This window comes from Kribbella sindirgiensis (assembly GCF_004331435.1).
Classification (GTDB): Bacteria; Actinomycetota; Actinomycetes; order Propionibacteriales; family Kribbellaceae; genus Kribbella; species Kribbella sindirgiensis.
The window spans coordinates 36,469-59,724 of the sequence record NZ_SJKA01000008.1; the positions used below are offsets into that span (position 1 = coordinate 36,469).

Genomic DNA, 23,256 nt, shown 5'->3' on the forward strand with positions numbered 1-23,256 from the left:
ATTCTTATCAAAGCAATCGCCATCGGCGATAGAGTGTCAGGTATGTACGAGTTACGTCATCTGGCGACGCTGGCCGCGGTCGCCGACGAGGGGTCGTTCGGCCGCGCCGCGAGCAGGCTCAGGTACACCCAGTCGAGTGTCAGCCAGCAGATCGCGATCCTGGAGAAGACTGCCGGCGGTCCGCTCTTCGACCGTCCTGGCGGGCCGAAGCCGGTGCGGATCACGCCGCTCGGCAGCGTCGTGCTGCGGCACGGGCGCGAGCTGTTGCGTCGCGCCGACGAGATGCGCGACGGTATCGAGCGGTTCCGGGCGGGCGACAGCCGGATCGACATCGCCACGTTCCAGACGGTGTCGAACACGCTGCTGCCGCAGGTGATCGGCGCGCTCCGCGACGCACATCCGGGCTGCGACATCCGGCTGTTCGAGGAGGAGACCGACGATCCCGATCTCAGCGGACTCGACCTGATGTTCTTCGACGGCCCGGGCGGCGACGGCATCGACGACCTCAAACTGCTGGACGACCCGTACTTTCTGGTCGCGCGGCCCGGCGACTTCCCCCAAGGGCCAGTCGCGCTCGAGTGGCTCGACGGACTGTCGCTGGTCGCGCATCCCGCGATCTGCCACCAGGCAGTCCTCGAAGACTTCCTCGAGGCGCGCGACATCCGTCCGCAGGTCGTGTTTCGCACCGAGGGCAACGAGGCGCTCCTGGCCATGGTCCGCGCCGGCCTCGGTGCGGCCCTGATGCCGCGTCTCGCCGTACTCCGGGAGGACGAGAGTCTGGCGCTGCATCAGCTCACGCCAGAGCTCCCGCCGCGGGAAATCTTCTTGCTGTGGCAGGCCGGCCGCACGCACTCGCCGCTGGCGGCACACGCGATCGAGCTCGCGCGGAGTGCGGCGGCCGACCTCACCGATTAGCTGACCGTCAGGACCTTCGACGCTGTCTGCGTGCCCTGGTGGTCGGCGTCTGCCAGCCACACCACGCGGTACGTGTACGTGCCGCGGGCGGTCGGCTTGATCGAGAACGCGTACTTGCCGTTCGTCGTCAGCTTCCCGGTCGTCACGGCCACCCACGACGTCCCGGAGCGACGCTGCAGGTATGCCGTCGTACCGGCGTGGGCCGGGTTCAGGTAGCCGTACAGCAGGGTCGATCCGCCGAGCGTGATCGCCGCCGGGGTCAGGTACGCCGACATTGCCGGGTGGACCTGCACGAGGGGCGCCGCGCTCCGCGTGCCGAGTACGCCGGTGGCGCCGTTGTAGCCCCACATGTAGTACGTCGACACGGTTGGCTTCTGCGAGGTCTTCGCCACGCCGTTGGCGTCCGAGGTAAAACTTCCAACTGTTGACCATTTGGAAGCGTTCTTCGCCTTCGAGTACAGCACCACCGGTACGCCGGCCAGCTTGGCGCCGTCGAGCCGGGTCACGGCCGTCGACAGCGTCACCGCGCCGGTGTACATGATCGACGCCGCGCTCGCCCCGATCGTCGCCTTCGAACCGACCAGCCGGACGTCGACACCCGGGCCGATCTTGCCCTTGCTGTCCTTCACCCACACGCGATACGCGTAGCTGGCCGAGTTCGCCAGCCCGGTGTGCGTGAACATGCTCGCGACACCGTTGTAGATCGGCGTACCCGAGGTCGGCAGCGGCGGCGGTGTCGAACCCGACGCGGCGCGGACCATGATCTGCCCGAGCGTCGTGTTCGCGGGCTTCGTCCAGCGCAGTGTGGCGGCGGCGACTCCACCCGACACGGTGAAGCTGCTCACCGGCGGCGGCGGGGCGGTCAGGTTCAGGTAGTTGCGGTCGATCGACATCGTGACGCCGCCGTTGGTCTCGCTGACGTCACCCGCGAACTGGTGCACGCGCTGATGGTTGCTCCAGTACGTCGACGGGATGAAACGCGTCGTACCGACCGGCGTCGAGCCCCAGTGCGCGAACCAGATATTGTCCGGCCGCGTGTACGCCGTACTCATGTAAGCACTGGCCAGATCAGCAGCGCCCGAGGCCGCGCCGACATACGCGCCGCCGAGGTAACCGCGCGAGTTCAGCTCCTGCGTCCACCCGCTCAGGTACGACAACACCGCCGCCTTGCAGGCTGCGGTCGACGTGTACGCCTCGATGTCGCTGTAGATCGCGCTGCGCTGCGCGAACCCGAGCGCCTGCGCGGCGGCGACAGCGTTGATCGCGGCGTTCCGGCCCTGGACGAGCGCCGTCGACGCGACCGACGACATCCGGCTGTTGTACGTCGTGCACGGCGCCTGCAGGCCGACGTCGATGAGCAGGAACTGCCAGCCCTTGCTCGCGTTCGCGGCGACCCAGCTCGAGGTCAGGTTCGGCTGCGCGCACGCCCGCAACCCGCCGCTGATGTAGATCCCGACCCCTTGGTACGTCGGGCGCCACGCGTCCATCGCGGCCTGTGACGGCGCCGCGCAGGTGTCGAAGCCGTTGCCGGCGTAGTTGCCCGTCGCAACGATCGTCGGGGCGACCGCGGTCTGCTCGGCGACCCGCGCCGACGGCGTCTTGGTCACCACGCGACCGGTCGCGAGAACGTCGTTCGCCGCGGCCTCGGCACCCGGCGCGTAGTACGCCGTCGCCAGCACGCCCGCGTCGGCGACCGCACGCCGGAGGAGGCCGTCGCTGGACGACTGCGTGGTGGTCAGCGGCTCCAGGATCAGACCGGAACTGCGGCCGACGAGGTGCGCCGGGCAGTTGGCCTGTGCCGTGCTGCGGCCCAGGTACACGGCCGGCTGATCGAGCCGCACGCAGGCGGCCGGGTTCGCGGCCAAGTCGACGACCGGCCAACTGGCCGGGACCGTTACCTGGTAACCGCGGTACGAAACTGTCTTGGTGTCTTCAGCGGTAGCCGGTGCGCTCATGGCGACTCCGGCGACCAGGCCAAGGGCAAGCGCGAGCCCCCCAGGTCTGAACAACCTCACATTGCTCCCCAGTTCCATCGATGGACGGTGCCCCCAAGTGAAGGCGAGCGCCCGCGCTTCTGTCGAAGAGCTTCCGGCACTCGCCTCGATGCCCAGATGCTATCGGCGCAGCGAGTTCGATCATCGGGCGGTGTTTTGGATCGCTCGGTCCATAACGTGATAGGCTCGGCGCCATGCCGAGACCGAGGACTTTCGACGAGGACCGCGCGGTGGACGCCGCGATGCGGGTGTTCTGGACCTCGGGCTACGAGGCCACCTCGACCCAGGACCTCTGCGCGGCGACCGGACTCGGCCGCAGCAGCATCTACAACACCTTCACCAGCAAGCGCGACCTGTTCGACCGCGCACTGCAGCGGTACGTCGACCGCTTCAGCGCTGCCCAGCTCGAGGTCATCCAGGACACGACCCTGCCGATCCGCGAGCGGGTCCGGCGGATCCTCATGCCCGCGGTGGAGCCGGATCCCGGCGAACCGGCCGGCTGCTTCGTGATCAACACGATCGTGGAGCTGGGTCCGACCGACGCCGAGGTCGTCGGGTTGCTCGACCGCGACCACGAGGCCAAGCTCTCCGCCTTGACCGACGCCATCCAGGCGGCGCAGGCCGACGGTGAGCTCGACCCGGAGCAGGACGCGGCCGGGCTTGCGACCTGCGTCTTCACGGTTCTCGGCGGCCTGCGCGTGGCCGCCCGCCGTGGCGCGACCTCCGAGAGCCAGCGGATCGTCGTCGAGGCAACGCTGCGCAGTTTCTGACGTTCCCCTGCCCAAGTTTTGAACCGATCGATCTAATACTTGAGAGGCCCTCATGCCCCGCGCTGTCTATCTGCTCGGCCTGGCGATCTTCGCCCAGGGCACGTCCGAGCTGATGCTCGCCGGCCTGCTCCCCGAGATCGCCGCCGACCTGGACGTCTCGATCCCCGCCGCAGGCCTGCTGATCTCCGCGTTCGCCATCGGCATGCTCGTCGGCGCACCGATCCTGGCCGTCACCACGCTGCGGTGGTCCCGGCGCGCCGCGATGCTCGCCTTCCTCACGATCTTCGCGCTGACCCACGTGGCCGGCGCCCTCACGTCGTCGTACGGCGTGCTGGTCGCGACCCGCGTCGCGGGCGCGTTCGTGTACGCCGGGTTCTGGGCGGTCGCCTCCGTGACCGCGATCGAGCTGGCGGGGCCGGGGGCACGCGCGAAGGCGATGAGCGTCCTGGCGAGCGGTCTCACCGTGGCCACGATCGTCGGCCTGCCCGCCGGGACGCTGCTCGGCCAGCACCTCGGGTGGCGGTCGGCGTTCTGGGCGGTCGCGGTGCTGTCGGTCCTCGCGATCGGCGGTGTCATGGCGACGATCCCGCGGGGACGGGCAGAGACCGCGCCCCGGCTGCGGCTCGAGCTGCGGAGTATGGCGAATCCGCAGCTCTGGCTCGCGTACGGGACGACGGCGCTGTCGACCGGCGCGATCCTGGTGATCTTCAGCTACCTCGCTCCCCTGCTCACCGAGACCACCGGGCTGGCCGCGGGCTGGGTGCCGGTGATCCTGGCGCTGTACGGCGTCGGCGCGCTGGTCGGTATCACGGTCAGCGGACGGACCGCGGATCAGCGGCCGTTCCGTACGCTCGTGGTCAGCTTGACCGGGGTGATCGTCGCGGCCGTCGTGCTCGCGCTCGCGACCGGTACACCGTGGCTCGCGGTTCCGGCGATCATCGGGGTCGGGACGTTCGGGTTCGCGACCAACCCAGCGGTGAACTCGCGGGTCTTCGGCGTCGCCGGATCCGCGCCGACCCTCGCCGCCGCCTTCAACATCTCGGCCTTCAACGTCGGCATCACGGTCGGCCCCTGGCTCGGCGGTCTGGCCCTCGACGCGGGCGCGGGCTACTCCGCGGTCGGCTGGATCGGCGCCGCCCTCGGAGTACTTGCCTTCGGCACCATCCCCCTAGCCATCCGAGCCTCTCAGCCGGAGCATGAGAGTGCGAGGTCGATGACCGGCGCGTAGGCGCTGCGGCGGGTGGTTGTCCAGGTCTCGGCGCCGTTGGCGAGGTCGTCGGTTGTCATGCGGTAGATCAACGCGCGGACGAGCATCTGGCCCCACTCGGGCAGGTGCGCCCAGCGCGCCGCGAGCTCCGGTTCGGCGCCGTACCAACACAGTGCGTCGGCGACCGCGACAGCCGCGGCCCACGACGGCGGCCGCCAGTAGACCGGCCAGTCGATGATCGCCGGCGGGAGACCGTCGGCGAACATCACGTTCCCCGGCAGATCACCGTGCACCACCTGCGCCACCAGCTCCACCGGCCGCCACGCAGCCACGAGCGGCCTGACCAGTTCGACGTACGCCGGACTTCCGTCGACCGACTGTTCTCGCCAGGCGACCCGGTCACCGTCCGCCCACGGATCGTGGCGAGTGTCGATGAAATCAGGTCGCGGCAGACCCGACACCGCCTCGTGAAACGCGGCCCCGGCGGTGAGAACTTCGTCCTGCCGTCGAACGTCCGTCGCACCGACCAGCAACTCACTGGCCTCCCACCCGAAGGCAACCCACTCACCGTCCCGGGCCCGCACCGGCCGCGCGACCCGGAAATCCTCGGACTCCGGCAACGCACTCAGCACCTCAGCGCGCCACCCTGCCTCCGCATCGGCCCGCTTGAGTACGACCGCTCCGGAACGCCACGTCTCCCCCTGCCCGCCGGCCAACCGAACGGGCAGTTCGGTCAGACCGTAGGCATCCAGCACGCGACGAGAGGGTTCCTCCATGCCTGCACTCTTTCATCGGTCAGGTCTGACGGGCCCGCACCGACGCGACCTCGGCCTTCAGATCGGCCCAGAACCCAGCCCCGGCGGCGATCCGGAACCCCAGCCGGTACACCGTCGTGGTCGCGGCGCCGCGGACCCGCAGATGCACCTCGGACCGCCCGGGATGTGCGGCCAGCACGTCCCGCAACTGGTTCACCGTCCGCGGTACGACGTTGCCCTGCGCCATCTCCAACTCGACCACCCCGGCCGTCGCGAGATCGGGAACCATCACATCGGAGCCGATCAGCCGCGGTACGTCGTCCCGCTTGTCCAGCCGCCCCTTCACGAACACCACCGCGTCCTGCTGCAACCTCCCGGACACCAACTGGTACGTGGCCGGGAAGAACAGGCACTCGACCGACCCGGCGAGGTCCTCGATCGTTGCCGTGGCCCACGGATCGCCCTTCTTCGTCACCCGCCGCTGCAGGCCGGAGATGATCCCACCGACCGTCACGACAGCGCCGTCCGGCTGGTCGCCCAACTGCGCGATCCCGACGTCCGCACGCTCGGCGAGCACATTCTCCAGCCCGAACAGCGGATGGTCGGACACGTACAGCCCCAGCATCTCCCGCTCACGCGCCAGCAGGGTCGCCTTGTCCCACTCGTCCGCCGCGAAGCTCACGTCGAGCGTGAACACCGGAGAGTCCGACGTACCGAACAGGTCGAACTGCCCCTCGGCCTCCTTCCGCTTCACGGCGACGGCGTTCTCGACCAGCTCCTCGTGCCGCGCGAGCAGACCCTTGCGCGTGTGTCCGAGCGTGTCGAAGGCACCGGCCTGGATCAGCGACTCGAGCGCACGTTTGCTGCAGGCAACGGACTCGACCTTCGCGAGGAGGTCCGGGAACGACCCGTACCGGCCGCCCTCCCGGCATCGGATGATCGACCCGACCACACCGCTGCCGACGTTCCGTACGGCCGACAGCCCGAACAGGATCACGTCCGGGCCCTGCGCCGCGAAGTTCGCCGCCGACTCGTTCACGTCGGGCGGCAGCACCTTGATCCCCATCCGCCGGCACTCGTTCAGGTACACCGCGGACTTGTCCTTGTCGTCCTTCACCGAGGTCAGCAACGCCGCCATGTACTCGGCCGGATGGTTCGCCTTCAGGTACGCCGTCCAGTACGACACCAGCGCGTACGCCGCAGCGTGCGCCTTGTTGTACGCGTACCCGGCGAACGGCACCAGAACATCACACACCGCCTGCGTCGCCGCGTCCGAGAATCCGTGCTTCCGGCAACCGTCACGGAACGGGACGAACTCCTGGTCGAGCACCTCCTTCTTCTTCTTGCCCATCGCGCGCCGCAACAGGTCCGCCTGACCCAGGCTGTACCCGGCGAGGATCTGCGCCGCCTTCTGCACCTGTTCCTGGTAGACCACCAACCCGTAGGTGATCCCGAGCACCTCCCGCAGCGGCTCCTCGAGCTCCGGGTGGATCGGCGTGATCTCCTGCTGCCCGTTCTTGCGCAGCGCGTAGTTCGTGTGCGAGTTCATCGCCATCGGACCCGGCCGGTAGAGCGCGGTCACGGCCGTGATGTCCTCGAACTGGTCCGGCCGCATGAGCCGCAGCAGCGCGCGCATCGCCGTACCGTCGAACTGGAAGACGCCGAGCGTGTCACCGCGACTCAGCAGCTGGTATGTCGGGGCGTCGTCGAGCGGCAGCCGGAGCAACTCGATCTCGAGGCCCTGCGTCGCCCGCACCATCTTCACCGCGTCGTCGATGACGGTCAGGTTGCGGAGCCCCAGGAAGTCCATCTTCAGCAGGCCCAGGGACTCGCAGCTCGGATAGTCCCACTGCGTGATCGTGACGCCGTCGGAGTGCCGGACCCAGACAGGTACGTGGTCGACGATCGACTCGCTCGACATGATCACGCCGGCCGCGTGCACCCCCATCTGCCGGACCAGACCCTCGACGCCCTTCGCGGTGTCGATCACGGTGCGTACGTCGGCGTCGTTCTCGTACATCGACCGGACCTCGGCCGCCTCGTCGTAGCGCGGATGCGCCGGGTCGGTGATCCCGGTCAGGTCGATACCGGAGCCGCCGACGTCCGCGGGCATCGCCTTGGTGATCCGGTCGCCGGTCGCGTACGGGAAGCCGAGCACGCGGGCCGAGTCCTTGATCGCGTTCTTCGCCTTGATCGTGCCGTAGGTGCCGATCATCGCGACCTTGTCGGCGCCGTACTTCTCGGTGACGTAGCGGATCACCTCGACCCGGCGGCGTTCGTCGAAGTCGATGTCGACGTCCGGCATCGAGACCCGCTCCGGGTTCAGGAACCGCTCGAAGATCAGCCCGTGCTCGATCGGGTCCAGGTCGGTGATGCCGAGCGCGTACGACACCAGCGAGCCGGCCGCCGAGCCGCGACCTGGGCCGACCGCGATGTCGTTGCCCTTGGCCCACATGATGAAGTCCGCGACCACCAGGAAGTAGCCCGGGAACCCCATCTGGACGATGACGTCCATCTCGTACTCGACCAGCTTCTGGTAGCGCTCGTCCCACCCGTCCGGATACCGCCGGCGCATCCCGCGCAGCACCTCGTCGCGGAACCAGGTCACTTCCGTGAAGCCCTCGGGTACGTCGAACCTCGGCATCAGATCACGCTTGGTGAACATCCCCGCGGTGTCGATGCGCTCGGCAACCATCAGGGTGTTCCGGCAGCCGTCCTGCCAGGCGTCCGAGGTGTCGACGGCGTACATCTCGGCGGCGGACTTGAGGTAGTAGCCGGACCCGTCGAAGCGGAACCGGTCCGGGTCGGCCAGGGACTTGCCGGTCTGGATGCACAGCAGGGCGTCGTGCGCCTTGGCCTCGGCCGCGCGGGTGTAGTGCGAGTCGTTGGTGACCAGCGGCGGGATGCCGAGAGTGCGTCCGAGGTCGAGCAGGCTGTCGCGGACCCGGCGCTCGATCTCGATGCCGTGGTCCATCAACTCCAGGAAGTAGTTCTCCTTGCCGAAGATGTCCTGATACTGCGCGGCGGCCGCGACCGCTGCGTCGTACTGGCCGAGCCGGAGCCGGGTCTGCACCTCGCCGGACGGGCAACCGGTCGACGCGATCAACCCCTTGGACCATTGGGCGAGGCTGTCCTTGTCCATCCGCGGCCATTTCTGCAGCCAGCCCTCCTGGTACGCGTCGGACGACAGCCGGAACAGGTTGTGCAGACCGGTCGCGTCCCGCGCCCAGATCGTCTTGTGCGTGTAACCGCCGGATCCGGAGACGTCGTCGCGTTTCTGGTGCGGCTGCCCCCAGAACACCCGTTCCTTGGTACGGCGGGACGCGGGCGCGACGTACGCCTCGATACCGATGATCGGCGTGATGCCGGCCTTCTGGGCCTGGTGGAAGAAGTCGTAGGCGCCGTGCAGGTTCCCGTGGTCCGAGATCGCGAGATGGGTCATGCCGTGCTCGGCGCAGGCCGCGAACAGGTCCTTCAGCCGCGCGGCGCCGTCGAGCAGCGAGTACTGCGTGTGAACGTGCAGATGGGTGAACGAAGGCACTCGAGCTCCACAACCGTTAGTTGTCTGGAGCCCTCATCCAAGGATCGCCGGGCGCGCGGATCAAACAACCCTCGCAGCTGTGCCGACAACCTGCGGTTGTACTGTCTGGTCCCGTGAATCTCGACAGCCTGCGCGCGTTCGTCGCCGTCGCCGAGGAGGGCCAGTTCCGGTACGCCGCCGACCGCCTGCGACTCAGTCAGCAGGCCGTTTCGAAGCGGATCGCGGCGCTGGAGTCCTCGCTCGGCGTCACGCTCTTCGATCGCGTCCCGACCGGCGCGACGCTGACACCGCAGGGACGGAGGTTCCTCCCGCACGCGCACGCCGTACTGATCGCCGCACGGCATGCGGTCGAGTCGGTGCAGCGTGAGGCGCGGCCGTTGCGCGTCGACATCCTCGGCAGCAGGTTGCTGCCTGGAGTCCTGATGCTCGACTTCCACCAGACCCATCCGGAGATCGCCCTCAAGACGCTCGTCCTGCGCGGCCTCGGCGCGGCGGTGCCTGCCCTGCTGTCCGGCGAGATCGACGCGACGTTCGCGTACCACCCGGAGCCGCTGCCGCCGGGACTGGAGAGCATGGTCGCCTACCTCGAGCCGCACGAGATCATCGTCGGCGCGGAGCATCCCCTCGCGAATCGGACCTCGGTGCCGGTGGACGAGCTGCGCCGGTACACGTTCTGGGTGCCGGGGATCATCGAGGGCAGCGAATGGGGCGCCTTCTACCAAGAGCTGTCGGCAGAGTTCGGCCTCACCATCGACTCGACCGGGCCGAGCTTCGGGTTCGAGGAGTTGGTCGGCACGGTTGCCGAGTCCAGGTCACTGATCACGTTCTGGGGTGAACGGACCCGGGAGGCCGGCCCGTGGCCGCCCGGCCTGCGGCGACTGCGGGTTGTCGACCCGACGCCGGTCTATCCCTGGTCACTGATCTGGCACAGTTCGAACCGGCATCCCGACCTGAACACCCTTGTAGAACATGTGAAGAAACCTCCACAACCCACCGACGACCTGTGGCTGCCTCGGCGACTGCGGACTATAGGATTTCGCGGTGACTGATCTCGACCTGTTCGGCGACCTCGACACCGGGGCGCTTCCGGAGCGGCAGCAACGCATTCTGGTGGTGATCCGGGACTGGGTGACGCGGCACGGGTACCCGCCGAGCAGCCGGCAGATCGGCGACGCGGTCGGGTTACGTTCCTCGTCGTCGGTGTCCAAGCACCTGGCGAGTCTGGAGGAGAAGGGGTTCCTCCGCCGGAGCCCGTCGGTCTCCCGGCCGATCGACGTCCGGATGTTCCTCCAGGAGCCGTCCGCGGGCGCGACGAGTGACGACAACGTGCCGGTGCCGGTGGTCGGCGACATCGCGGCCGGTACGCCGATCTCCGCGATCGAGCACGTCGACGACGTCCTCCAACTCCCCCGCGGGCTCACCGGCCGCGGCACCGTGTTCGGCCTGCGCGTCCGCGGTGAGTCGATGATCGACGCCGCGATCTGCGACGGCGACATCGTCGTGGTCCGCCAGCAGTCCGAGGCCCACTCCGGTCAGATCGTCGCCGCCATGCTCGACGAAGAGGCCACCGTCAAGGTCTACCGCCGCCGCAACAACCACGTCTACCTGGAGCCCCGCAACCCGGCGTACGACGTCATCGACGGCGACCACGCGACGATCCTCGGCGTGGTCGTCTCGGTCCTCCGCAGCGTGTGATCGCCGGGCCGCAGTCACCGTGCTCCGGGGAAGTCGTGGGTGGGCAGGTGTGGGTTGCCCTGGTGCCCGCTCCGACGACACACACACCGCCAAGGGACACCGCCGAAACCCACAACCGAGGACACGCACCGGGAACACGCACTGGGGACTGGGAACAGGCAATGGTGACTCGGGACAGGCAATACCAGGTGCCCACCCACCATTGCCTGTTCCCTGATCCCGGACCGGGTTGATCGCCGCCCACACATCGGACAGGAGCGCCGGATAACGTTCCCGGTGGCGGCGCGTCTCAGCCGGTCCGGGCGAGTACATCTAGCGCTTCACGCCGAACAACTGGTTGACCACCGGGGTCGACGACAACAGCCAGGCCAGGAGTGCGGAGGCGGCGGAGGTGGCCGGCAGGAGTACGGCGTACTTGAGCCCGATGCCGGCGTCCCATCGGATCACGAAGTAGGCGATCGCGAGGATGATCGGCTGGTGGACGATGAAGTACGGCATCGCGGCGCGGGCCAGGCGCGGGGGTAGTGGGCGTTGGAGGGCGGGGGCACGGAGGCCGAGGCCCAGGACGGCGACCAGCCAGCCCCAGACGGCGAGGGTGATGAGCGGCGAGTACCAGACGTACTGCCACGAGTAGCCCGGGTCCGGCCACCAGCCGTCCAGGAAGTCGATGATGCCGGTGACGACACCGAGCACGAACGCGCCGACGCCGAGGATCAGTCCTGGTACGGCGTCGCGGCGTACCGCGGCCAGGAGCCGGTCGTCGGACATCACCAGGTACCCGACGACGAAGAAGTCGAAGAAGAACACGAACTCGCCCCACCCGTGCTCCGGACCGGGCGCGGCGAGCAGCAACAGGTGAATCGGTATCAGCGGTACGGCGAGCAGCAGGATCGAACCGCGCCGCTCGAACCGTCGCGCGATCCAGTCCGTTCGTCCGCGCAGCAACAGGAACACCGGCAGACCCAGTACGGCGAACTGGATCAGGTAGACGAGGAACCACAGGTGGTACGTGTCGCGCAGCCACAGCGGTGCATCGCCGGCGAGATCGCTGAAGAACGTCCGTACGTCACCGAAGAACGACGCGGTCGAGCGGCCCTTGTGGTGCTCCTCGATGAAGTACTGCAGCGGAGACAGCAGCACGTACGCGACGAAGAACGGGACGAGCAACCGCAGCGAGCGCTCGCGGAGGAACTCGAGCGCGCTCCGCCACCGCAGCGCCAGCCACGCGGCCGAGCCGGAGATCATGAAGAAGAACGCCAATCCCCACAACCCCAGGAACGCGATTCCGATCGAGATGCCCTCGCTCGTCTGCTCGTTCTTCACATGCCAGTCGCCGTCGTCGAACGGCCGCAGGGTGTGGAACACGAACACCCCGAAGACCGCGATCACGCGCAACCAGTCGATAAACCACAGCCGTTCGCCCCGCCCCTCCACACCCATGCAGCAAGGATGGTGGCTCAGCGGGCCAGGCGCTCGTTGAGCAGCCCGAGCTGTGCCGGATTGGCGGTCAGCTCGGCGGCGCGTTCGTCTGCCTCATGAGCCTCGGCAGCGCGTCCGAGGTCGCGGAGGAGCTGCGCGCGGGTCGCGTGGAACAGCGAGTACTGCTGGAGGCCGGCGGCCATTCCGTCGAGTTCCGCGAGGGCGGCGGCAGGTCCGCGGACATATGACAGTGCGATGGATCGGTGCAGGCCGGCGACGGGTGTCGGTTGCAGGGTGAGCAGCATGTCGTACAGGACGAGGATCTGCGGCCAGTCCGTGTCGGGCCAGGTGGGTGCCTCGCTGTGACAGGCGGCGATGGCGGCCTGGAGCTGGTACGGGCCGGGCGCGTGGTACCGGCGGGCGGTGCGCGTGAGGAGGGCCGTTGCGTCGGCGATCGCCGCGTGGTCCCACGCCGTACGGTCCTGGTCTTCGAGGAGGACGAGGTCGCCGGCCGGCGTGAAGCGTGCTGCCGTACGGGCTCGGTGCAGTCTGATCAGGGCGAGCAGGCCTGCGACCTCGGGTTCGCTGGGCAGGAGCCCGTGGAGCAGCGCGGTCAGCCATTCGGCGTCGTCGACGAGATCACGTGAGTGCGCGCGTTCCGCCGTACTGGACAGATAGCCCTCGTTGAAGAGCAGGTAGATGACGGTCAGTACTTCGCTCAGGCGCTCGGGGAGCTCGTCGTCGCGCGGGATCCGGTACGGGATGCCTGCGTCGGTGATCTTGCGCTTCGCCCGCGTGATCCGCTGTGCGACGGCAGACTCCGACGCGAGGAACGCGGCCGCGATCTGGGCCGTCGTCAGACCGCACACGACCCGGAGCGTCAGCGCCACCTGCGCCTCGCGCGCCAACGCCGGGTGGCAGCAGGTGAAGATCAAGCGCAGCCGGTCGTCCGGCGGCGGCGGCTCCGACGGTTGCAGGAGCGCGAGTTTCGCACGGTAGTTCTGCTGGCGACGCAGTACGTCGAGACCGCGGCGCTTCGCGACCGTGAACAGCCACGCGTCCGGCCGCTCGGGAATCCCTTCGACCGGCCACCGCTTCAGCGCGATCTCGACCGCGTCCTGCACCAGGTCCTCGGCCGCGGAGAAGTCCCCGAGCAGCGACACCAGCGCACCCGCCAACCGCCCCGCGTGGTCACGCACCACGCGGGACAGCTCCTGCTCGGTACTCACATCTCCGCTACCGGGCGAATCTCGATCACCGGGCAGGCCGGCCACGTCTTCACCATCCGCAGCGCCTCGTCGAGATCCTCGACCTCGATCTCGGTGAACCCGGACACGACCTCCTTGCCCTCGATGAACGGCCCGTCGGTGGTCAGCTGTCCGCTGTCCAGCCGGACCGTCGTCGCGGTCTCCCGGCCCTGCAGCTTGCTCCCCCGGTTGGTGATCTTGTCCGCGTGGTCGTCGAACCACTGGTACACCCGCCGGTACGCCTCCTCCTTCTCGGCCGGCCCCAGCGCCGCGAACTCGGTCGCGAACTCCTCGGTCTCGATGAACATCAGTACGTACTTCACCCGCATACCTCCTTGACCCTCCTTGACCCTCCTTGACCACAGTCTCGCTCAGGAGACGATCGGCCCGGGCCGCGATCCGACAGTCTGCGCCGGTTCTGAGATGGTGGGTTCATGAGACGTCCGTTGTTCGCCCGGATGTACACGCGGGTGCGGCCCGCCATGGACGAGCAGGGAGCGGCCGAGCACCGGCGCCGCCTGCTCGCGGGTGCGCACGGCCGGGTGGTCGAGGTCGGAGCGGGAGACGGCGGCAACTTCGCCCACTACCCCACCGAGGTGGTCAGCGTCCTCGCCGTCGAACCCGAGCCCTACCTCCGCACCCAGGCCCAGCGCCAGGCAGCCGCTGCCCCGGTCCACGTCGAGGTCGTCGAAGGTACGGCGGACCGCCTGCCGGCACCTGATGCATCCGTCGACGCGGTCGTGGTCTCGCTCGTGCTCTGCTCCGTTCCCGACCAGGCCAAGGCCCTGGCCGAGATACGACGGGTCCTGCGGCCCGGCGGCGAGCTCAGGTTCTACGAGCACGTCGCGGCCGCCCCCGACCGCACGCTCGCGACGGTCCAGCGCATCTCCGACGCGACCCTGTGGCCGCTGTTCGTCGGCGGTTGCCACACTCACCGTGACACCGCGGGCGCGATCACCGCGGCCGGCTTCGAGATCGAGGAACTCGACCAGTTCGAGTTCCCGCCCGGTCAGAAGACTCCCGCCAGCCCGCACATCCTCGGCCGCGCGCGACTCAGGGCATGAGGTCCATGGCCGCGGTGCGGTCCTGGAAGTTCGTCGGGACCGAGAACCTGGTCGTGCACGATCAGCCACTGCCCGTCGATCTTCTGCCAGGCGGAGGTCCAGCGCAGCCAGTAGTCGATCTTGGGGCCTACTTTGAGGGCGGCGTTCAGGTGGTTGAGCGAGTACACGACCGCGAGATCGCCGTCGACGAGGACGGTCAGGTCGCGAACCTCGTACTCGAGCGGCAGCTCAAAGGCCGTGAAGACCAGCTCCCAGTTCTGCCACTTCTTCTCGGCACCGAGATGCCGCAGCGGCGGCTCGATGTCGAAGGAGACGAGGTTCGGGGCGAAGATCGTCCGGACGGCGGCCCGGTCACCGGTTCGGATCGCGTCGAGCAGGACATCGATACGTTCGCGGATGTCGGTTTCGGATACAGCATTCTTAGGATTCTGTGTGGTCATGATCGGTACGACGAGACACCGGCGCGAACTGTCAGACCTCACAGTTCGGCGGGCTGTTCCGTCGTACGGGTATGAACGAGGAGAGGAACGGCATGAGCGACCCGGGTCTGAGCGCGATCATGAGCGAGCGGCGGCAGCTGATCAATCTCGCGTACCGGCTGCTGGGGTCGCTGGCCGACGCCGAGGACGTCGTCCAGGACACGTACGCGCGCTGGTACGCGATGACGCCGGACGAGCAGCAGGCGATCGACAACCCGGCGGCGTGGCTGACCAAGGTCGCGAGCCGGATCTGCCTCGACCTGCTGCGGTCCGCCCGCGCCCGGCGGGAGCGGTACGTCGGGGAATGGATCCCGGAGCCGCTGCCCGAGACCACCCAGTGGCACACCGGATCGACCGACCCCGCCGACCCGGCCGATCGGGTGACGCTGGACGAGTCGGTGAACATGGCCTTCCTCGTCGTCCTGGACGCGATGACGCCGGCCGAACGGGTGGCGTTCATCCTGCACGACGTGTTCCGGTACCCGTTCCCGGAGGTCGCGGAGATCGTCGGCCGGACGCCGGCGGCCTGCCGGCAGCTGGCCTCGTCGGCCCGGCGCCGGATCCGGGAGGCCGAGCACCCGGCGGCGCCGTCGGCGCGGCGGGCGGAGCTGGTCCGCGAGTTCAAGGCGGCCTGGGAGGCAACCGACATCGCGGCGCTGGTCAACCTGCTGGATCCCGAGGTCACCGCGGTCGCCGACGGCGGCGGCATCGTCCGGGCCTCGCTCGCGCCGGTGCACGGTGGCACCGATGTCGCGCAGTACTTCGCCGATCTTCCGGTGTTCACCCTCGGCCGCACGCTCATCGAGCGCACGGTCAACGGCCAGCCCGGACTGGTGATCGAGTTCGAGGGTGTCGTCGAGACCGTGATCGCGTTCGACGTGAACGACGACCGCATCACGAACATCTGGGCGATCAGGAACCCGGAGAAGCTGCAGCCCTGGAAGAGCTGACCAGCGTCATCACGGTCTCCTGGGCGCAGGCCTTGTTCACGCCGATCCCGCCGCGAGCGCCGCGTTTGATCCAGCCCGCCACGTAGTGACCGGGCCGGCCGACGACGGCGCCGCGGACGTTCGGGACGATCCCGCGGTCCGCGTCGAACGGCAGCCCGTCGACCGGTCGCCCCTCGAACCCGATCGCGGTGAACAGGTTGCCCGCCGCGATCGTCTCGCCGGAGTCGAGCGTCAGCCCCTCGGATGTCCAGCTCACCGGACGTGCGTGGTACCTCAGCTCGACCCGGTCGCCGGCCGCGGCCAGCAGCTCCTGCAGCGCGGTCTCCGTGTACGCCGCCGCGTCCGGACCGCGCCGCCCGACCAGCACGACCTCCTTGATCCCGCTAGCCCTGAGCGCCGCTCTGACAGCCGGCGGGACATCTAGCTGCTCCGCGTCACTCAGCAACAGACGGGCGACGTCGAGGGCGACGTTCCCGTTCCCGATCACCACCGCTCGCGGGCCAGTCAGCTGCACCGGCAGGGTCGCACCCGGCCGACCGTTGTACCAGGCAACAAAATCCTCCGCGGTGCACGCAGCCTCCTCCCCCGCAAACCCAACCCGCCGACTCCACCGCGCCCCCACCGCATGAATCACCGCGTCGAACCCATCGAACCCACCCAACCCGCCATCGGTTCCGGGCCGCCACCGCACCCGGGGATGCTGGGTGATTCGCTGGAAGGTGTCGATGATCTGTTTGGTCCGCGGATGATCCGGCGCGACGCCGTACCGCACCAATCCGCCGACGTCCGCGAGCAGATCGACCAGCGTCACCTCAGCCGTTGTCCGCAGCAACAACTCGCGCGTCGCGTACATCCCGGCCGGACCCGCGCCGACGACCAGCACCCGGCGCGGACCATCACCCCAGACCTGGTACGACGGCGGCTCCCAGCTGTCCAGGTCCATCGCCTCGAGCGGCTCCGCGTCAGCGAAGTACGCCGCGTTCCGCTCGACATCCTCAGGCGCCGCCTGATCGGCCGGCTGCGCCGCGTCGACCGGACAGATGTCTGCGCAGGCACCGCAGTCGATGCACGTCCGCGGATCGATGAACAGACTCGCCCCGGCGCCGAACCCGGGTTCGCCCGGCGACGGGTGGATGCTGTTCATCGGGCAGACCGCGACGCAACTCGCGTCCGAGCAGCACTCCCCCGAGATCGCGTAGCTCATCGAACACCCGCGCTCACAGCAGACCGGTCCGCCGATACACCCGGGCGGCCGCGGGCGTCAGCAGCCCGACCGACCCGAGGAAGTCCATCAGGTTCGCGCAACTCGTCCGCAGCAGCGACCGGTGGTGCTCGTTGCGCCGCGCCTCCCGGACGGCGCGCCCGGCGTCCAGCCCGACGTTCGCGTACACCTCGCGGCCCACCATGCTCGACACGATCATGTCGGCGGCGATCGCGATCACCAGCGCGCTCACCCAGCGCCGCCCGCGTCCCGCCCCGGCCAGCCGCTCGCGGGTCTCCTCGCGCGCGAACACCATGTGCCGCGACTCCTCCACCACGTGGATGTGGTTCACGGTCCGCACCAGCGGCTCGACCCGGCGGTCCCGCATCCAGTCGCGCTGCATGACGTCCAGCACCTCCTCCGCGACCAGAATCGCGGCGTACGCCGACTCGCCGGTGGCGACCGTCTTGAACATCCGGCCGAGCTCGCGCGCGAGCAGCCGCGGTCGGTACGCCGGCTCGACCATCCGCTCGGTCGCGCGGGCGAACATGATCGAATGCCGGCACTCGTCGGCGATCTCGGTCAGCGCCCACTGGAACTCGGCACTGCGCGCCGGCTTGTCGTAGACATCCCGAAGCACCAGTTGTTGCAGGATCAGCTCGAACCAGATCCCGGTCGTCGCCACCGACGCGGACTCGTGCCGGGTCAGCTCCCGCTGCTGCGTCTCGGTCAGCTCGTCCCAATACGGCGTCCCGTAGAGCGTGCTCCACTCCGGCGACATCCCGTACCCGTCGCCGATCGGCGCGTCCCAGTCGATCTCGGTCTCCGGATCCCGGGACAGCCGGCTCGCCGACCCCAGCAGCCGCTCAGCGGTCTCGTCCATCGGGCTCACCTCCGAGTCGATATGACATCGTCCATGTAACATAACCGATGGTTCAAATCCTGTCGAGCAGGCGGTGCACTAGATTCCTTCCCGTGACGAGGATGTGGCCGCTCTACGCAGCCGGGTTCACGACGGCGTTCGGCGCGCACGCGGTGGCCGCGAATCTCGGCGGATCCTCGGCCGACGCGGTCACCTCACTACTCACGCTCGGCCTGCTGCTCGCCCTGTACGACGGGGCGGAGGTGCTGCTGAAACCGGTCTTCGGCACGATCGCCGACCGGATCGGCGCGCGCCCGATGCTGTTGTTCGGTCTCGCCGGGTTCGCGGTTGCCTCCGGCATCTATGTGCTCGTGGACCGGCCGGGATGGTTGTGGGTCGCCCGCCTGGGCCAGGGCGCCGCGGCTTCGGCCTTCTCCCCCGCCGCCTCGGCGCTGGTCGCCAGGTTGAACCCGTCGGCGAACCACGGACGCGCCTTCGGCAGCTACGGGTTCTACAAGAGCATCGGGTACACGGCCGGACCGTTGCTCGGCGGTGGACTGGTGTGGCTCGGCGGGTTCCGCCTGCTGTTCGGTGTGATGACAGTGCTTGCCGCAGCGGTTGCCGTCTGGGCGCTCATCGCCGTACCGGCGGTGCCGCCGCTGCCGCGGACCCGGCAGACCGTAGTGGATCTCGCACGACGGATCACCGACCCGCAATTCCTTCGCCCGACCGCGGCACTCGCGGCCGCGACGGCGGCGTTGTCGGTCGGCGTCGGGTTCTTGCCGGTCACCGGCGCGTCGGACGGGCTCGGCACAATCGCGACGGGCGCCGCGGTATCACTGCTTGCGGCGACAGCGGCCGTCGTACAGCCGCGGACCGGCCGGGCGCTCGACGCGGGCAAGCTCACTACGCGAACCGGCATCGCCGCAGGCCTGGGGCTAGCAGCGCTAGGTTTCGTCTCCGCCGCGCTGCCCGGCGTCGCGTTCCTGCTGGTCGCATCCGCGTTGATCGGCGCCGGCACGGGCATCATCACGCCGCTCGGATTCGCGGCCTTGGCGGCGAGCACACCACCCGAGCGACTCGGTCAGACCATGGGCACCGCCGAACTGGGACGCGAGCTCGGTGACGCCGGCGGCCCGTTGTTCGTCGCCGCGATCGCGACAGTCGCCGTACTGGACGTCGGCTACCTCGCGCTCGCCGTACTTCTGGCTCTGGCGCTGCTCATACTCAGCCCGGCACGAAGCTGAACAGGCTCCGGCCGGTCACCAGCGGCTCCGGTACGCCGGTGAAGCGGTGCACGCCGACGCCGAACCCAGCGTCCTTGTCCGACACCCAGACCCACTCGAAGCCGCGGTCCTCGAACCATCCGCAGATCGTCGGCACCAGATCCGGATCCTCCCGATGCCGCGTCCAGATCACCGTCCCGCCGGTCCGGCACAACTGTGGACTCGCCGCGACCGTACGCTCGATGTCCGCGGACGTGATGTTGCCGAAGATCCCGCACAGCAGAACCACCTCAGCCGGCACCAGGCCGACGTAGTGATCCGTCAGCGACGCGTCACCCGTGACCACCTCGACCTGCTCCGGCGCCCGCTCCCGCGCAGCCGCCGCCAGCTCGGGATCCAGCTCCACCAGTCGCGCCCGCACATCAGCGCGCCGGGGATGGTCCTCTAGTACGTCGAGCAGGTCCCGCCCCTGCCCCGCGCACAGACTGATCACGGGCACCGGACCGGCCGGCGCCCGATCCAGCGCGGCGCGCACCTGCGTCTGCACCGCCTGCAACCGCCGCGACAGCTCCGACTCAGGATCGTCGTACTTCTCGTGCCACGCCCGCCAGTCCATGTCAGGAGACATTAGGGGGTGCTGTGGTCCATCCGGCGCACGCGATCTGTAATCTCGCGGTGACGGACAGACAGGAACTTCCGGGGCCGATGGATAGTTGACCCTCAGGAGCACCAGCACGCTCCAGGGCGCGATCAGAGGAGAGTCATGGCACGGCGTGTCGAACAGAAGGCTGCGGCCCGCGAGCGGATCGCGGCGCAGCTGGCCGCGCAGCAACAGGCCGAGCGCCGGCGGCGGCTGCTGCTCGCGGTCGGGGCGGTCGTCCTGGTCGCCGTGATCGTCGGCGGCCTGGTGACGATCCGGCTGGTCGGCGGCGGGAAGAAGACCGCGACCGGTCCGAGCGGCTCGGCCGGCGCGGACCTCGTCACGGCACTCTCCTCGATCCCGGACTCGACGTTCGCCGCGGTCGGCACCAGCGAGGTCAAGGCCGCCCCGTCGGCGATCACCGCGCCGGCGCTGACCGCGGGCGGCAAACCGAAGGTGCTCTACATCGGCGCCGAGTTCTGCCCGTACTGTGCGGCGGAGCGCTGGCCGGTCACGGTCGCGCTGTCCCGGTTCGGCACTTTCAGCAACCTCGGGACGACGCATTCGGCGTCCGAGGACGTCTTCCCGAACACGGCGACGCTGTCGTTCCACGGAGCGACGTACACCAGCCAGTACCTGGCGTTCACCGGCGTCGAGACGACCACGAACGAGATGGTCGGGAACGGGTACAAGCCGCTCGACACGCCGACGGCCGAGGACCAGAAGACGTTCGACACGTACAACAAGCCGCCGTACGTCGAGAGCGACGGCTCGATCCCGTTCATCGACCTCGGCGGCAAGTACGTCGGGTCCGGGGCGACGTACAGCCCGGACCTGCTGGCCGGTAAGACGCAGACCGAGATCGCGAACGCGCTGAAGGACCCGTCGAGCCCGATCGCGAAGGCGGTCGACGGTTCGGCGAACGTCTACACGGCGGCGATCTGCAAGCTGACGAACAACCAGCCGGAGAAGGTCTGCTCGACCGAGGCGGTGACCGCGGCGGCGGCGAAGCTCGGCGCGGCGAAGGGCTGAGCGTGCCTAGTTCCAGCAGCGCAACCGCACAGCACCCGTCCCGGACCTCGCTGGGCTGGATCCCCTGGGCCACGTTGGTGGTGTCGGTGGCCGGCCTGGCAGTGGCGGCGTACCTCACCTACGAGCACTTCACCGCCGGCACCACACTCGCCTGCCCGGATACCGGGGTGGTCAACTGCGCCAAGGTGACCAGCAGCCAGTACTCGAAGGTCCTCGGGATCCCGGTCGCACTGCTCGGCCTCGCGTTCTTCGCCGGTATGACAGCCCTGTCGGTGCCGCCGATGTGGCGTACGTCGTCCCCGTGGCCGGGCCGCCTGCGGCTGGTCGGCGTACTGACCGGAGTCGTGTTCGTCTGCTACCTGATCTGGGCCGAACTGTTCCAGATCAACGCGATCTGCCTGTGGTGCACCGTCGTCCACGGGCTGACGCTCGTGCTGTTCGCGCTGGTCGTCGTCCGCCTGGCTCTGGTTCCGCCCGCGTCATGAAATAGCGTCACAACGGGTACCGGGGCCGCATGCGATGGTTGCGGCTCCGTGGGCTCCTGCTGGCGAACCTGGTGCTGTTCTTCAGCTTCCTGGTCGGCTTGGCGTTCGTCGGCCACGCCCACGAGAACTCCGAACTGTCCGAGCACGGGCAGCCATCGCAGACTTTCGGGCAGTACGTCGGCTCGTCGTCGTTCGGCGAGGCGGTGTTCGAGAACTGGGAGTCCGAGTTCCTGCAGATGTTCATGTACGTGCTGCTCACGGCGTACCTGGTGCAGAAGGGCTCGGCCGAGTCCCGGCCCATCGACGAACCGGCCGCGCAGGACGACGATCCCCGCGACCATCGCACCGACCGGAATGCGCCCTGGCCGGTACGGCACGGTTCCGAGGTGATTCTGAGGCTGTACGAGAACTCGCTCGCGATCGCGTTCGGGCTGGTGTTCCTGCTCTCGCTGTGGTTGCACGCGGCAACCGGGGCCGCGACGTACAGCGAGGACCAGGCGCTGCACGGCGGGTCTGCGGTGACCACCTGGCAGTATTTCGGGACGTCGCAGTTCTGGTACGAGTCGCTGCAGAACTGGCAGAGTGAGTTCCTGGCCGTCGCGGCGATCATCGGCGGGTCGATCTACCTCCGGCAGCGGCGCTCGGCGCAGTCCAAGCCTGTCCACGCGCCACACTCCGAAACGGGTGGCTGATGACCGCGGAAGAATGGGTCCCTCACGACGGCGGGATGCGCAAGCTCCGGGCGCGGCTCCCGGACTGTCGCGGCTGCGAGTTGTGGGAGGACGCCGAGCGGGCCGTGGCGGGTGAAGGGCCGGTCCGGGCTGAGATGATGCTCGTCGGCGAGACACCGGGCGATCATGAGGACAAGGAAGGACACGTCTTCGTCGGTCCGGCGGGTCACCTGCTCGACAAGGCGTTGGTCGAGGCGGGGATCGACCGATCGAAGGTGTACCTCACCAACGCGGTGAAGCACTTCCGGTTCGAGCGGGAGGGAAAGCGGCGGATCCACAAGACGCCGTCCGCCGGTCAGATCACCGCGTGTCACCCTTGGTTGACGCGTGAACTGGAGATCGTGAAGCCGTCGCTGGTGGTCGTGATGGGAGCGGTGGCCGCGAAGGCACTCCTCGGCTCCAAGTTCCGAGTCACCCAGGACCGTGGCAAGCGGTTGGAACTGCCAGGTGGGCAGACGGCTGTTGCGACGGTGCATCCGTCCGCCGTTGTCCGGTCTCAGGAGTTCCGGCGGGACTTCGGGCGCTTCGTCGACGATCTCCGGGTCGCGGTCAAGCTCCTCGATCAGGTCGTGTAGTCGACCACCAGGACGGATTCCACGATCTGCCCGTCGGTCCGGGTCAGCTGCTGGATCGGCATCCCCGGCAGGCTGGTCGCGAACCAGAAGATCTCGTCGGTCCCGCCGTCCCGCACGGTGTAGCGCAGGCAGTCCAGCGGGCCGATCGCGGTCTCGATCCGTACCGGCTCGATCGTCGTGTCGGCGGCCGCGAACGAAGCATGCCGCTGCAGGTCGAGCCAGGTCGCCTTCAGCACCTGCGGCTCTCCCAGCGGCGCTCCGTCGAGCGACCGCCGCGAACGCTCCAGCGTGGCGCCGGCGTCGTCGCACTCGACGTACGTGCTGATCAGCAGGAACGGCTCCGCACCGGCCGACTCGACCCGGCGCGTGATCGACTTCCCCACCCTCGTCGCGTCCCGGATCTCAGCGGCCGTGAACGGCGTCGGAGCGTGCCCCGCCTCCAGCACATGCGAGTCCACCGCCCCACTG

The 23,256-nt window shown here is 68.8% G+C and carries 23 protein-coding genes; 12 read left to right on the plus strand and 11 right to left on the minus strand.

Annotated features, from left to right (window positions below; translation table 11 throughout):
• Nucleotides 1-42 precede the first annotated feature (42 nt).
• Nucleotides 43-915: a LysR family transcriptional regulator gene (locus E0H50_RS23510; protein ID WP_131292129.1), complete on the plus strand. Its 873-nt coding sequence runs from the start codon at nt 43-45 to the stop codon at nt 913-915.
• Here E0H50_RS23510 and E0H50_RS23515 read toward each other — a convergent pair.
• On the minus strand, nt 912-2,870 hold the full coding sequence (locus E0H50_RS23515) for a DUF1906 domain-containing protein (RefSeq protein ID WP_131292131.1): 1,959 nt from the start codon (nt 2,868-2,870) through the stop codon (nt 912-914). The two genes, E0H50_RS23510 and E0H50_RS23515, sit on opposite strands and share 4 nt — an antisense overlap.
• A gap of 233 nt (nt 2,871-3,103) precedes the next feature.
• On the opposite strand from E0H50_RS23515, the gene E0H50_RS23520 reads away from it, so the two are divergent.
• Nucleotides 3,104-3,679 carry a TetR/AcrR family transcriptional regulator gene (locus tag E0H50_RS23520; RefSeq protein ID WP_131292133.1) on the plus strand — a complete coding sequence of 192 codons (576 nt, stop codon included), beginning with the start codon at nt 3,104-3,106 and terminating at the stop codon, nt 3,677-3,679.
• Between the two features lie 52 nt (nt 3,680-3,731).
• A complete protein-coding gene (locus E0H50_RS23525; protein WP_131292135.1) occupies nt 3,732-4,907 on the plus strand; it encodes a Cmx/CmrA family chloramphenicol efflux MFS transporter in 1,176 nt (391 codons plus the stop codon).
• Here E0H50_RS23525 and E0H50_RS23530 read toward each other — a convergent pair.
• Nucleotides 4,865-5,662 carry a TIGR02569 family protein gene (locus E0H50_RS23530; RefSeq protein WP_238151166.1) on the minus strand — a complete coding sequence of 266 codons (798 nt, stop codon included), beginning with the start codon at nt 5,660-5,662 and terminating at the stop codon, nt 4,865-4,867. The two genes, E0H50_RS23525 and E0H50_RS23530, sit on opposite strands and share 43 nt — an antisense overlap.
• Before the next feature lie 19 nt (nt 5,663-5,681).
• The gene (dnaE, locus tag E0H50_RS23535) at nt 5,682-9,182 is read right to left on the minus strand and encodes a DNA polymerase III subunit alpha (protein WP_131292137.1); all 3,501 of its coding nucleotides are present in this window, start codon (nt 9,180-9,182) and stop codon (nt 5,682-5,684) included.
• A 113-nt stretch (nt 9,183-9,295) separates the two neighbouring features.
• Between dnaE and E0H50_RS23540 the strand changes: the two genes are divergently transcribed.
• Both E0H50_RS23540 and lexA read left to right on the plus strand, forming a co-directional pair.
• Entirely contained in the window at nt 9,296-10,231 is a 936-nt protein-coding gene (locus tag E0H50_RS23540) for a LysR family transcriptional regulator (RefSeq protein WP_165547265.1), read from the plus strand.
• Nucleotides 10,224-10,877, plus strand: coding sequence for a transcriptional repressor LexA (lexA, locus tag E0H50_RS23545; RefSeq protein ID WP_131292141.1), 654 nt, complete (start codon nt 10,224-10,226; stop codon nt 10,875-10,877). The genes E0H50_RS23540 and lexA overlap by 8 nt, the downstream gene beginning before the upstream one ends.
• A 312-nt stretch (nt 10,878-11,189) precedes the next feature.
• On the opposite strand, the gene E0H50_RS23550 is transcribed toward lexA, so the two are convergent.
• Genes E0H50_RS23550 through E0H50_RS23560 form a run of 3 tightly spaced genes read right to left on the minus strand, consistent with a single transcriptional unit; the run spans nt 11,190 to nt 13,872 of the window.
• Complete coding sequence (locus E0H50_RS23550) at nt 11,190-12,317, minus strand: acyltransferase family protein (protein WP_131292143.1); 1,128 nt, start codon at nt 12,315-12,317, stop codon at nt 11,190-11,192.
• 17 nt (nt 12,318-12,334) lie between these two features.
• The gene (locus E0H50_RS23555) at nt 12,335-13,525 is read right to left on the minus strand and encodes an RNA polymerase sigma factor (protein WP_131292145.1); all 1,191 of its coding nucleotides are present in this window, start codon (nt 13,523-13,525) and stop codon (nt 12,335-12,337) included.
• On the minus strand, nt 13,522-13,872 hold the full coding sequence (locus E0H50_RS23560) for a YciI family protein (RefSeq protein WP_420323256.1): 351 nt from the start codon (nt 13,870-13,872) through the stop codon (nt 13,522-13,524). The genes E0H50_RS23555 and E0H50_RS23560 overlap by 4 nt, the downstream gene beginning before the upstream one ends.
• A 105-nt stretch (nt 13,873-13,977) precedes the next feature.
• Between E0H50_RS23560 and E0H50_RS23565 the strand changes: the two genes are divergently transcribed.
• Nucleotides 13,978-14,607, plus strand: a complete 630-nt coding sequence (locus E0H50_RS23565) for a class I SAM-dependent methyltransferase (RefSeq protein ID WP_131292149.1) — start codon at nt 13,978-13,980, stop codon at nt 14,605-14,607.
• On the opposite strand, the gene E0H50_RS23570 is transcribed toward E0H50_RS23565, so the two are convergent.
• Nucleotides 14,553-15,047: a YybH family protein gene (locus E0H50_RS23570; RefSeq protein ID WP_131292151.1), complete on the minus strand. Its 495-nt coding sequence runs from the start codon at nt 15,045-15,047 to the stop codon at nt 14,553-14,555. The two genes, E0H50_RS23565 and E0H50_RS23570, sit on opposite strands and share 55 nt — an antisense overlap.
• A gap of 92 nt (nt 15,048-15,139) precedes the next feature.
• Between E0H50_RS23570 and sigJ the strand changes: the two genes are divergently transcribed.
• Nucleotides 15,140-16,036 (plus strand): RNA polymerase sigma factor SigJ, encoded by an 897-nt coding sequence (sigJ, locus tag E0H50_RS23575; RefSeq protein ID WP_131292153.1) that lies wholly within the window; start codon nt 15,140-15,142, stop codon nt 16,034-16,036.
• On the opposite strand, the gene E0H50_RS23580 is transcribed toward sigJ, so the two are convergent.
• The gene (locus tag E0H50_RS23580) at nt 15,999-17,240 is read right to left on the minus strand and encodes an FAD-dependent oxidoreductase (protein WP_131292155.1); all 1,242 of its coding nucleotides are present in this window, start codon (nt 17,238-17,240) and stop codon (nt 15,999-16,001) included. The two genes, sigJ and E0H50_RS23580, sit on opposite strands and share 38 nt — an antisense overlap.
• 13 nt (nt 17,241-17,253) lie before the next feature.
• Nucleotides 17,254-18,120, minus strand: coding sequence for an AurF N-oxygenase family protein (locus E0H50_RS23585; protein WP_238151167.1), 867 nt, complete (start codon nt 18,118-18,120; stop codon nt 17,254-17,256).
• Nucleotides 18,121-18,221: 101 nt separating this feature from the next.
• Here E0H50_RS23585 and E0H50_RS23590 point away from each other — a divergent pair, with 101 nt between their 5' ends.
• Entirely contained in the window at nt 18,222-19,346 is a 1,125-nt protein-coding gene (locus E0H50_RS23590; protein WP_131292686.1) for an MFS transporter, read from the plus strand.
• Here the strand turns inward: E0H50_RS23590 and E0H50_RS23595 are convergent.
• Entirely contained in the window at nt 19,327-19,941 is a 615-nt protein-coding gene (locus tag E0H50_RS23595) for an SAM-dependent methyltransferase (RefSeq protein ID WP_131292160.1), read from the minus strand. The genes E0H50_RS23590 and E0H50_RS23595 overlap by 20 nt on opposite strands.
• A 147-nt stretch (nt 19,942-20,088) precedes the next feature.
• Between E0H50_RS23595 and E0H50_RS23600 the strand changes: the two genes are divergently transcribed.
• Genes E0H50_RS23600 through E0H50_RS23615 form a run of 4 tightly spaced genes read left to right on the plus strand, consistent with a single transcriptional unit; the run spans nt 20,089 to nt 22,788 of the window.
• A complete protein-coding gene (locus tag E0H50_RS23600) occupies nt 20,089-20,997 on the plus strand; it encodes a DUF929 family protein (protein ID WP_131292162.1) in 909 nt (302 codons plus the stop codon).
• A gap of 2 nt (nt 20,998-20,999) precedes the next feature.
• Nucleotides 21,000-21,482, plus strand: a complete 483-nt coding sequence (locus E0H50_RS23605; protein WP_238151168.1) for a vitamin K epoxide reductase family protein — start codon at nt 21,000-21,002, stop codon at nt 21,480-21,482.
• A 29-nt stretch (nt 21,483-21,511) separates the two neighbouring features.
• Nucleotides 21,512-22,174, plus strand: a complete 663-nt coding sequence (locus tag E0H50_RS23610) for a DUF6766 family protein (RefSeq protein ID WP_131292164.1) — start codon at nt 21,512-21,514, stop codon at nt 22,172-22,174.
• Nucleotides 22,174-22,788: a UdgX family uracil-DNA binding protein gene (locus E0H50_RS23615; protein ID WP_131292166.1), complete on the plus strand. Its 615-nt coding sequence runs from the start codon at nt 22,174-22,176 to the stop codon at nt 22,786-22,788. The genes E0H50_RS23610 and E0H50_RS23615 overlap by 1 nt, the downstream gene beginning before the upstream one ends.
• Here E0H50_RS23615 and E0H50_RS23620 read toward each other — a convergent pair.
• Entirely contained in the window at nt 22,776-23,246 is a 471-nt protein-coding gene (locus tag E0H50_RS23620) for a hypothetical protein (protein WP_131292168.1), read from the minus strand. The two genes, E0H50_RS23615 and E0H50_RS23620, sit on opposite strands and share 13 nt — an antisense overlap.
• Nucleotides 23,247-23,256: the final 10 nt, after the last annotated feature.

What these genes read in the sequence shown, in the direction of transcription:
- E0H50_RS23510 (WP_131292129.1), top strand. Translation starts at nt 43, where the DNA reads ATGTACGAGTTACGTCATCTGGCGACGCTGGCCGCGGTCGCCGACGAG.
- E0H50_RS23515 (WP_131292131.1), bottom strand. Translation starts at nt 2,870, where the DNA reads ATGAGCGCACCGGCTACCGCTGAAGACACCAAGACAGTTTCGTACCGC.
- E0H50_RS23520 (WP_131292133.1), top strand. Translation starts at nt 3,104, where the DNA reads ATGCCGAGACCGAGGACTTTCGACGAGGACCGCGCGGTGGACGCCGCG.
- E0H50_RS23525 (WP_131292135.1), top strand. Translation starts at nt 3,732, where the DNA reads ATGCCCCGCGCTGTCTATCTGCTCGGCCTGGCGATCTTCGCCCAGGGC.
- E0H50_RS23530 (WP_238151166.1), bottom strand. Translation starts at nt 5,662, where the DNA reads ATGGAGGAACCCTCTCGTCGCGTGCTGGATGCCTACGGTCTGACCGAA.
- E0H50_RS23550 (WP_131292143.1), bottom strand. Translation starts at nt 12,317, where the DNA reads ATGGGTGTGGAGGGGCGGGGCGAACGGCTGTGGTTTATCGACTGGTTG.
- E0H50_RS23560 (WP_420323256.1), bottom strand. Translation starts at nt 13,872, where the DNA reads ATGCGGGTGAAGTACGTACTGATGTTCATCGAGACCGAGGAGTTCGCG.
- E0H50_RS23565 (WP_131292149.1), top strand. Translation starts at nt 13,978, where the DNA reads ATGAGACGTCCGTTGTTCGCCCGGATGTACACGCGGGTGCGGCCCGCC.
- E0H50_RS23570 (WP_131292151.1), bottom strand. Translation starts at nt 15,047, where the DNA reads ATGACCACACAGAATCCTAAGAATGCTGTATCCGAAACCGACATCCGC.
- sigJ (WP_131292153.1), top strand. Translation starts at nt 15,140, where the DNA reads ATGAGCGACCCGGGTCTGAGCGCGATCATGAGCGAGCGGCGGCAGCTG.
- E0H50_RS23580 (WP_131292155.1), bottom strand. Translation starts at nt 17,240, where the DNA reads ATGAGCTACGCGATCTCGGGGGAGTGCTGCTCGGACGCGAGTTGCGTC.
- E0H50_RS23585 (WP_238151167.1), bottom strand. Translation starts at nt 18,120, where the DNA reads ATGGACGAGACCGCTGAGCGGCTGCTGGGGTCGGCGAGCCGGCTGTCC.
- E0H50_RS23590 (WP_131292686.1), top strand. Translation starts at nt 18,222, where the DNA reads ATGTGGCCGCTCTACGCAGCCGGGTTCACGACGGCGTTCGGCGCGCAC.
- E0H50_RS23595 (WP_131292160.1), bottom strand. Translation starts at nt 19,941, where the DNA reads ATGGACTGGCGGGCGTGGCACGAGAAGTACGACGATCCTGAGTCGGAG.
- E0H50_RS23600 (WP_131292162.1), top strand. Translation starts at nt 20,089, where the DNA reads ATGGCACGGCGTGTCGAACAGAAGGCTGCGGCCCGCGAGCGGATCGCG.
- E0H50_RS23610 (WP_131292164.1), top strand. Translation starts at nt 21,512, where the DNA reads ATGCGATGGTTGCGGCTCCGTGGGCTCCTGCTGGCGAACCTGGTGCTG.
- E0H50_RS23615 (WP_131292166.1), top strand. Translation starts at nt 22,174, where the DNA reads ATGACCGCGGAAGAATGGGTCCCTCACGACGGCGGGATGCGCAAGCTC.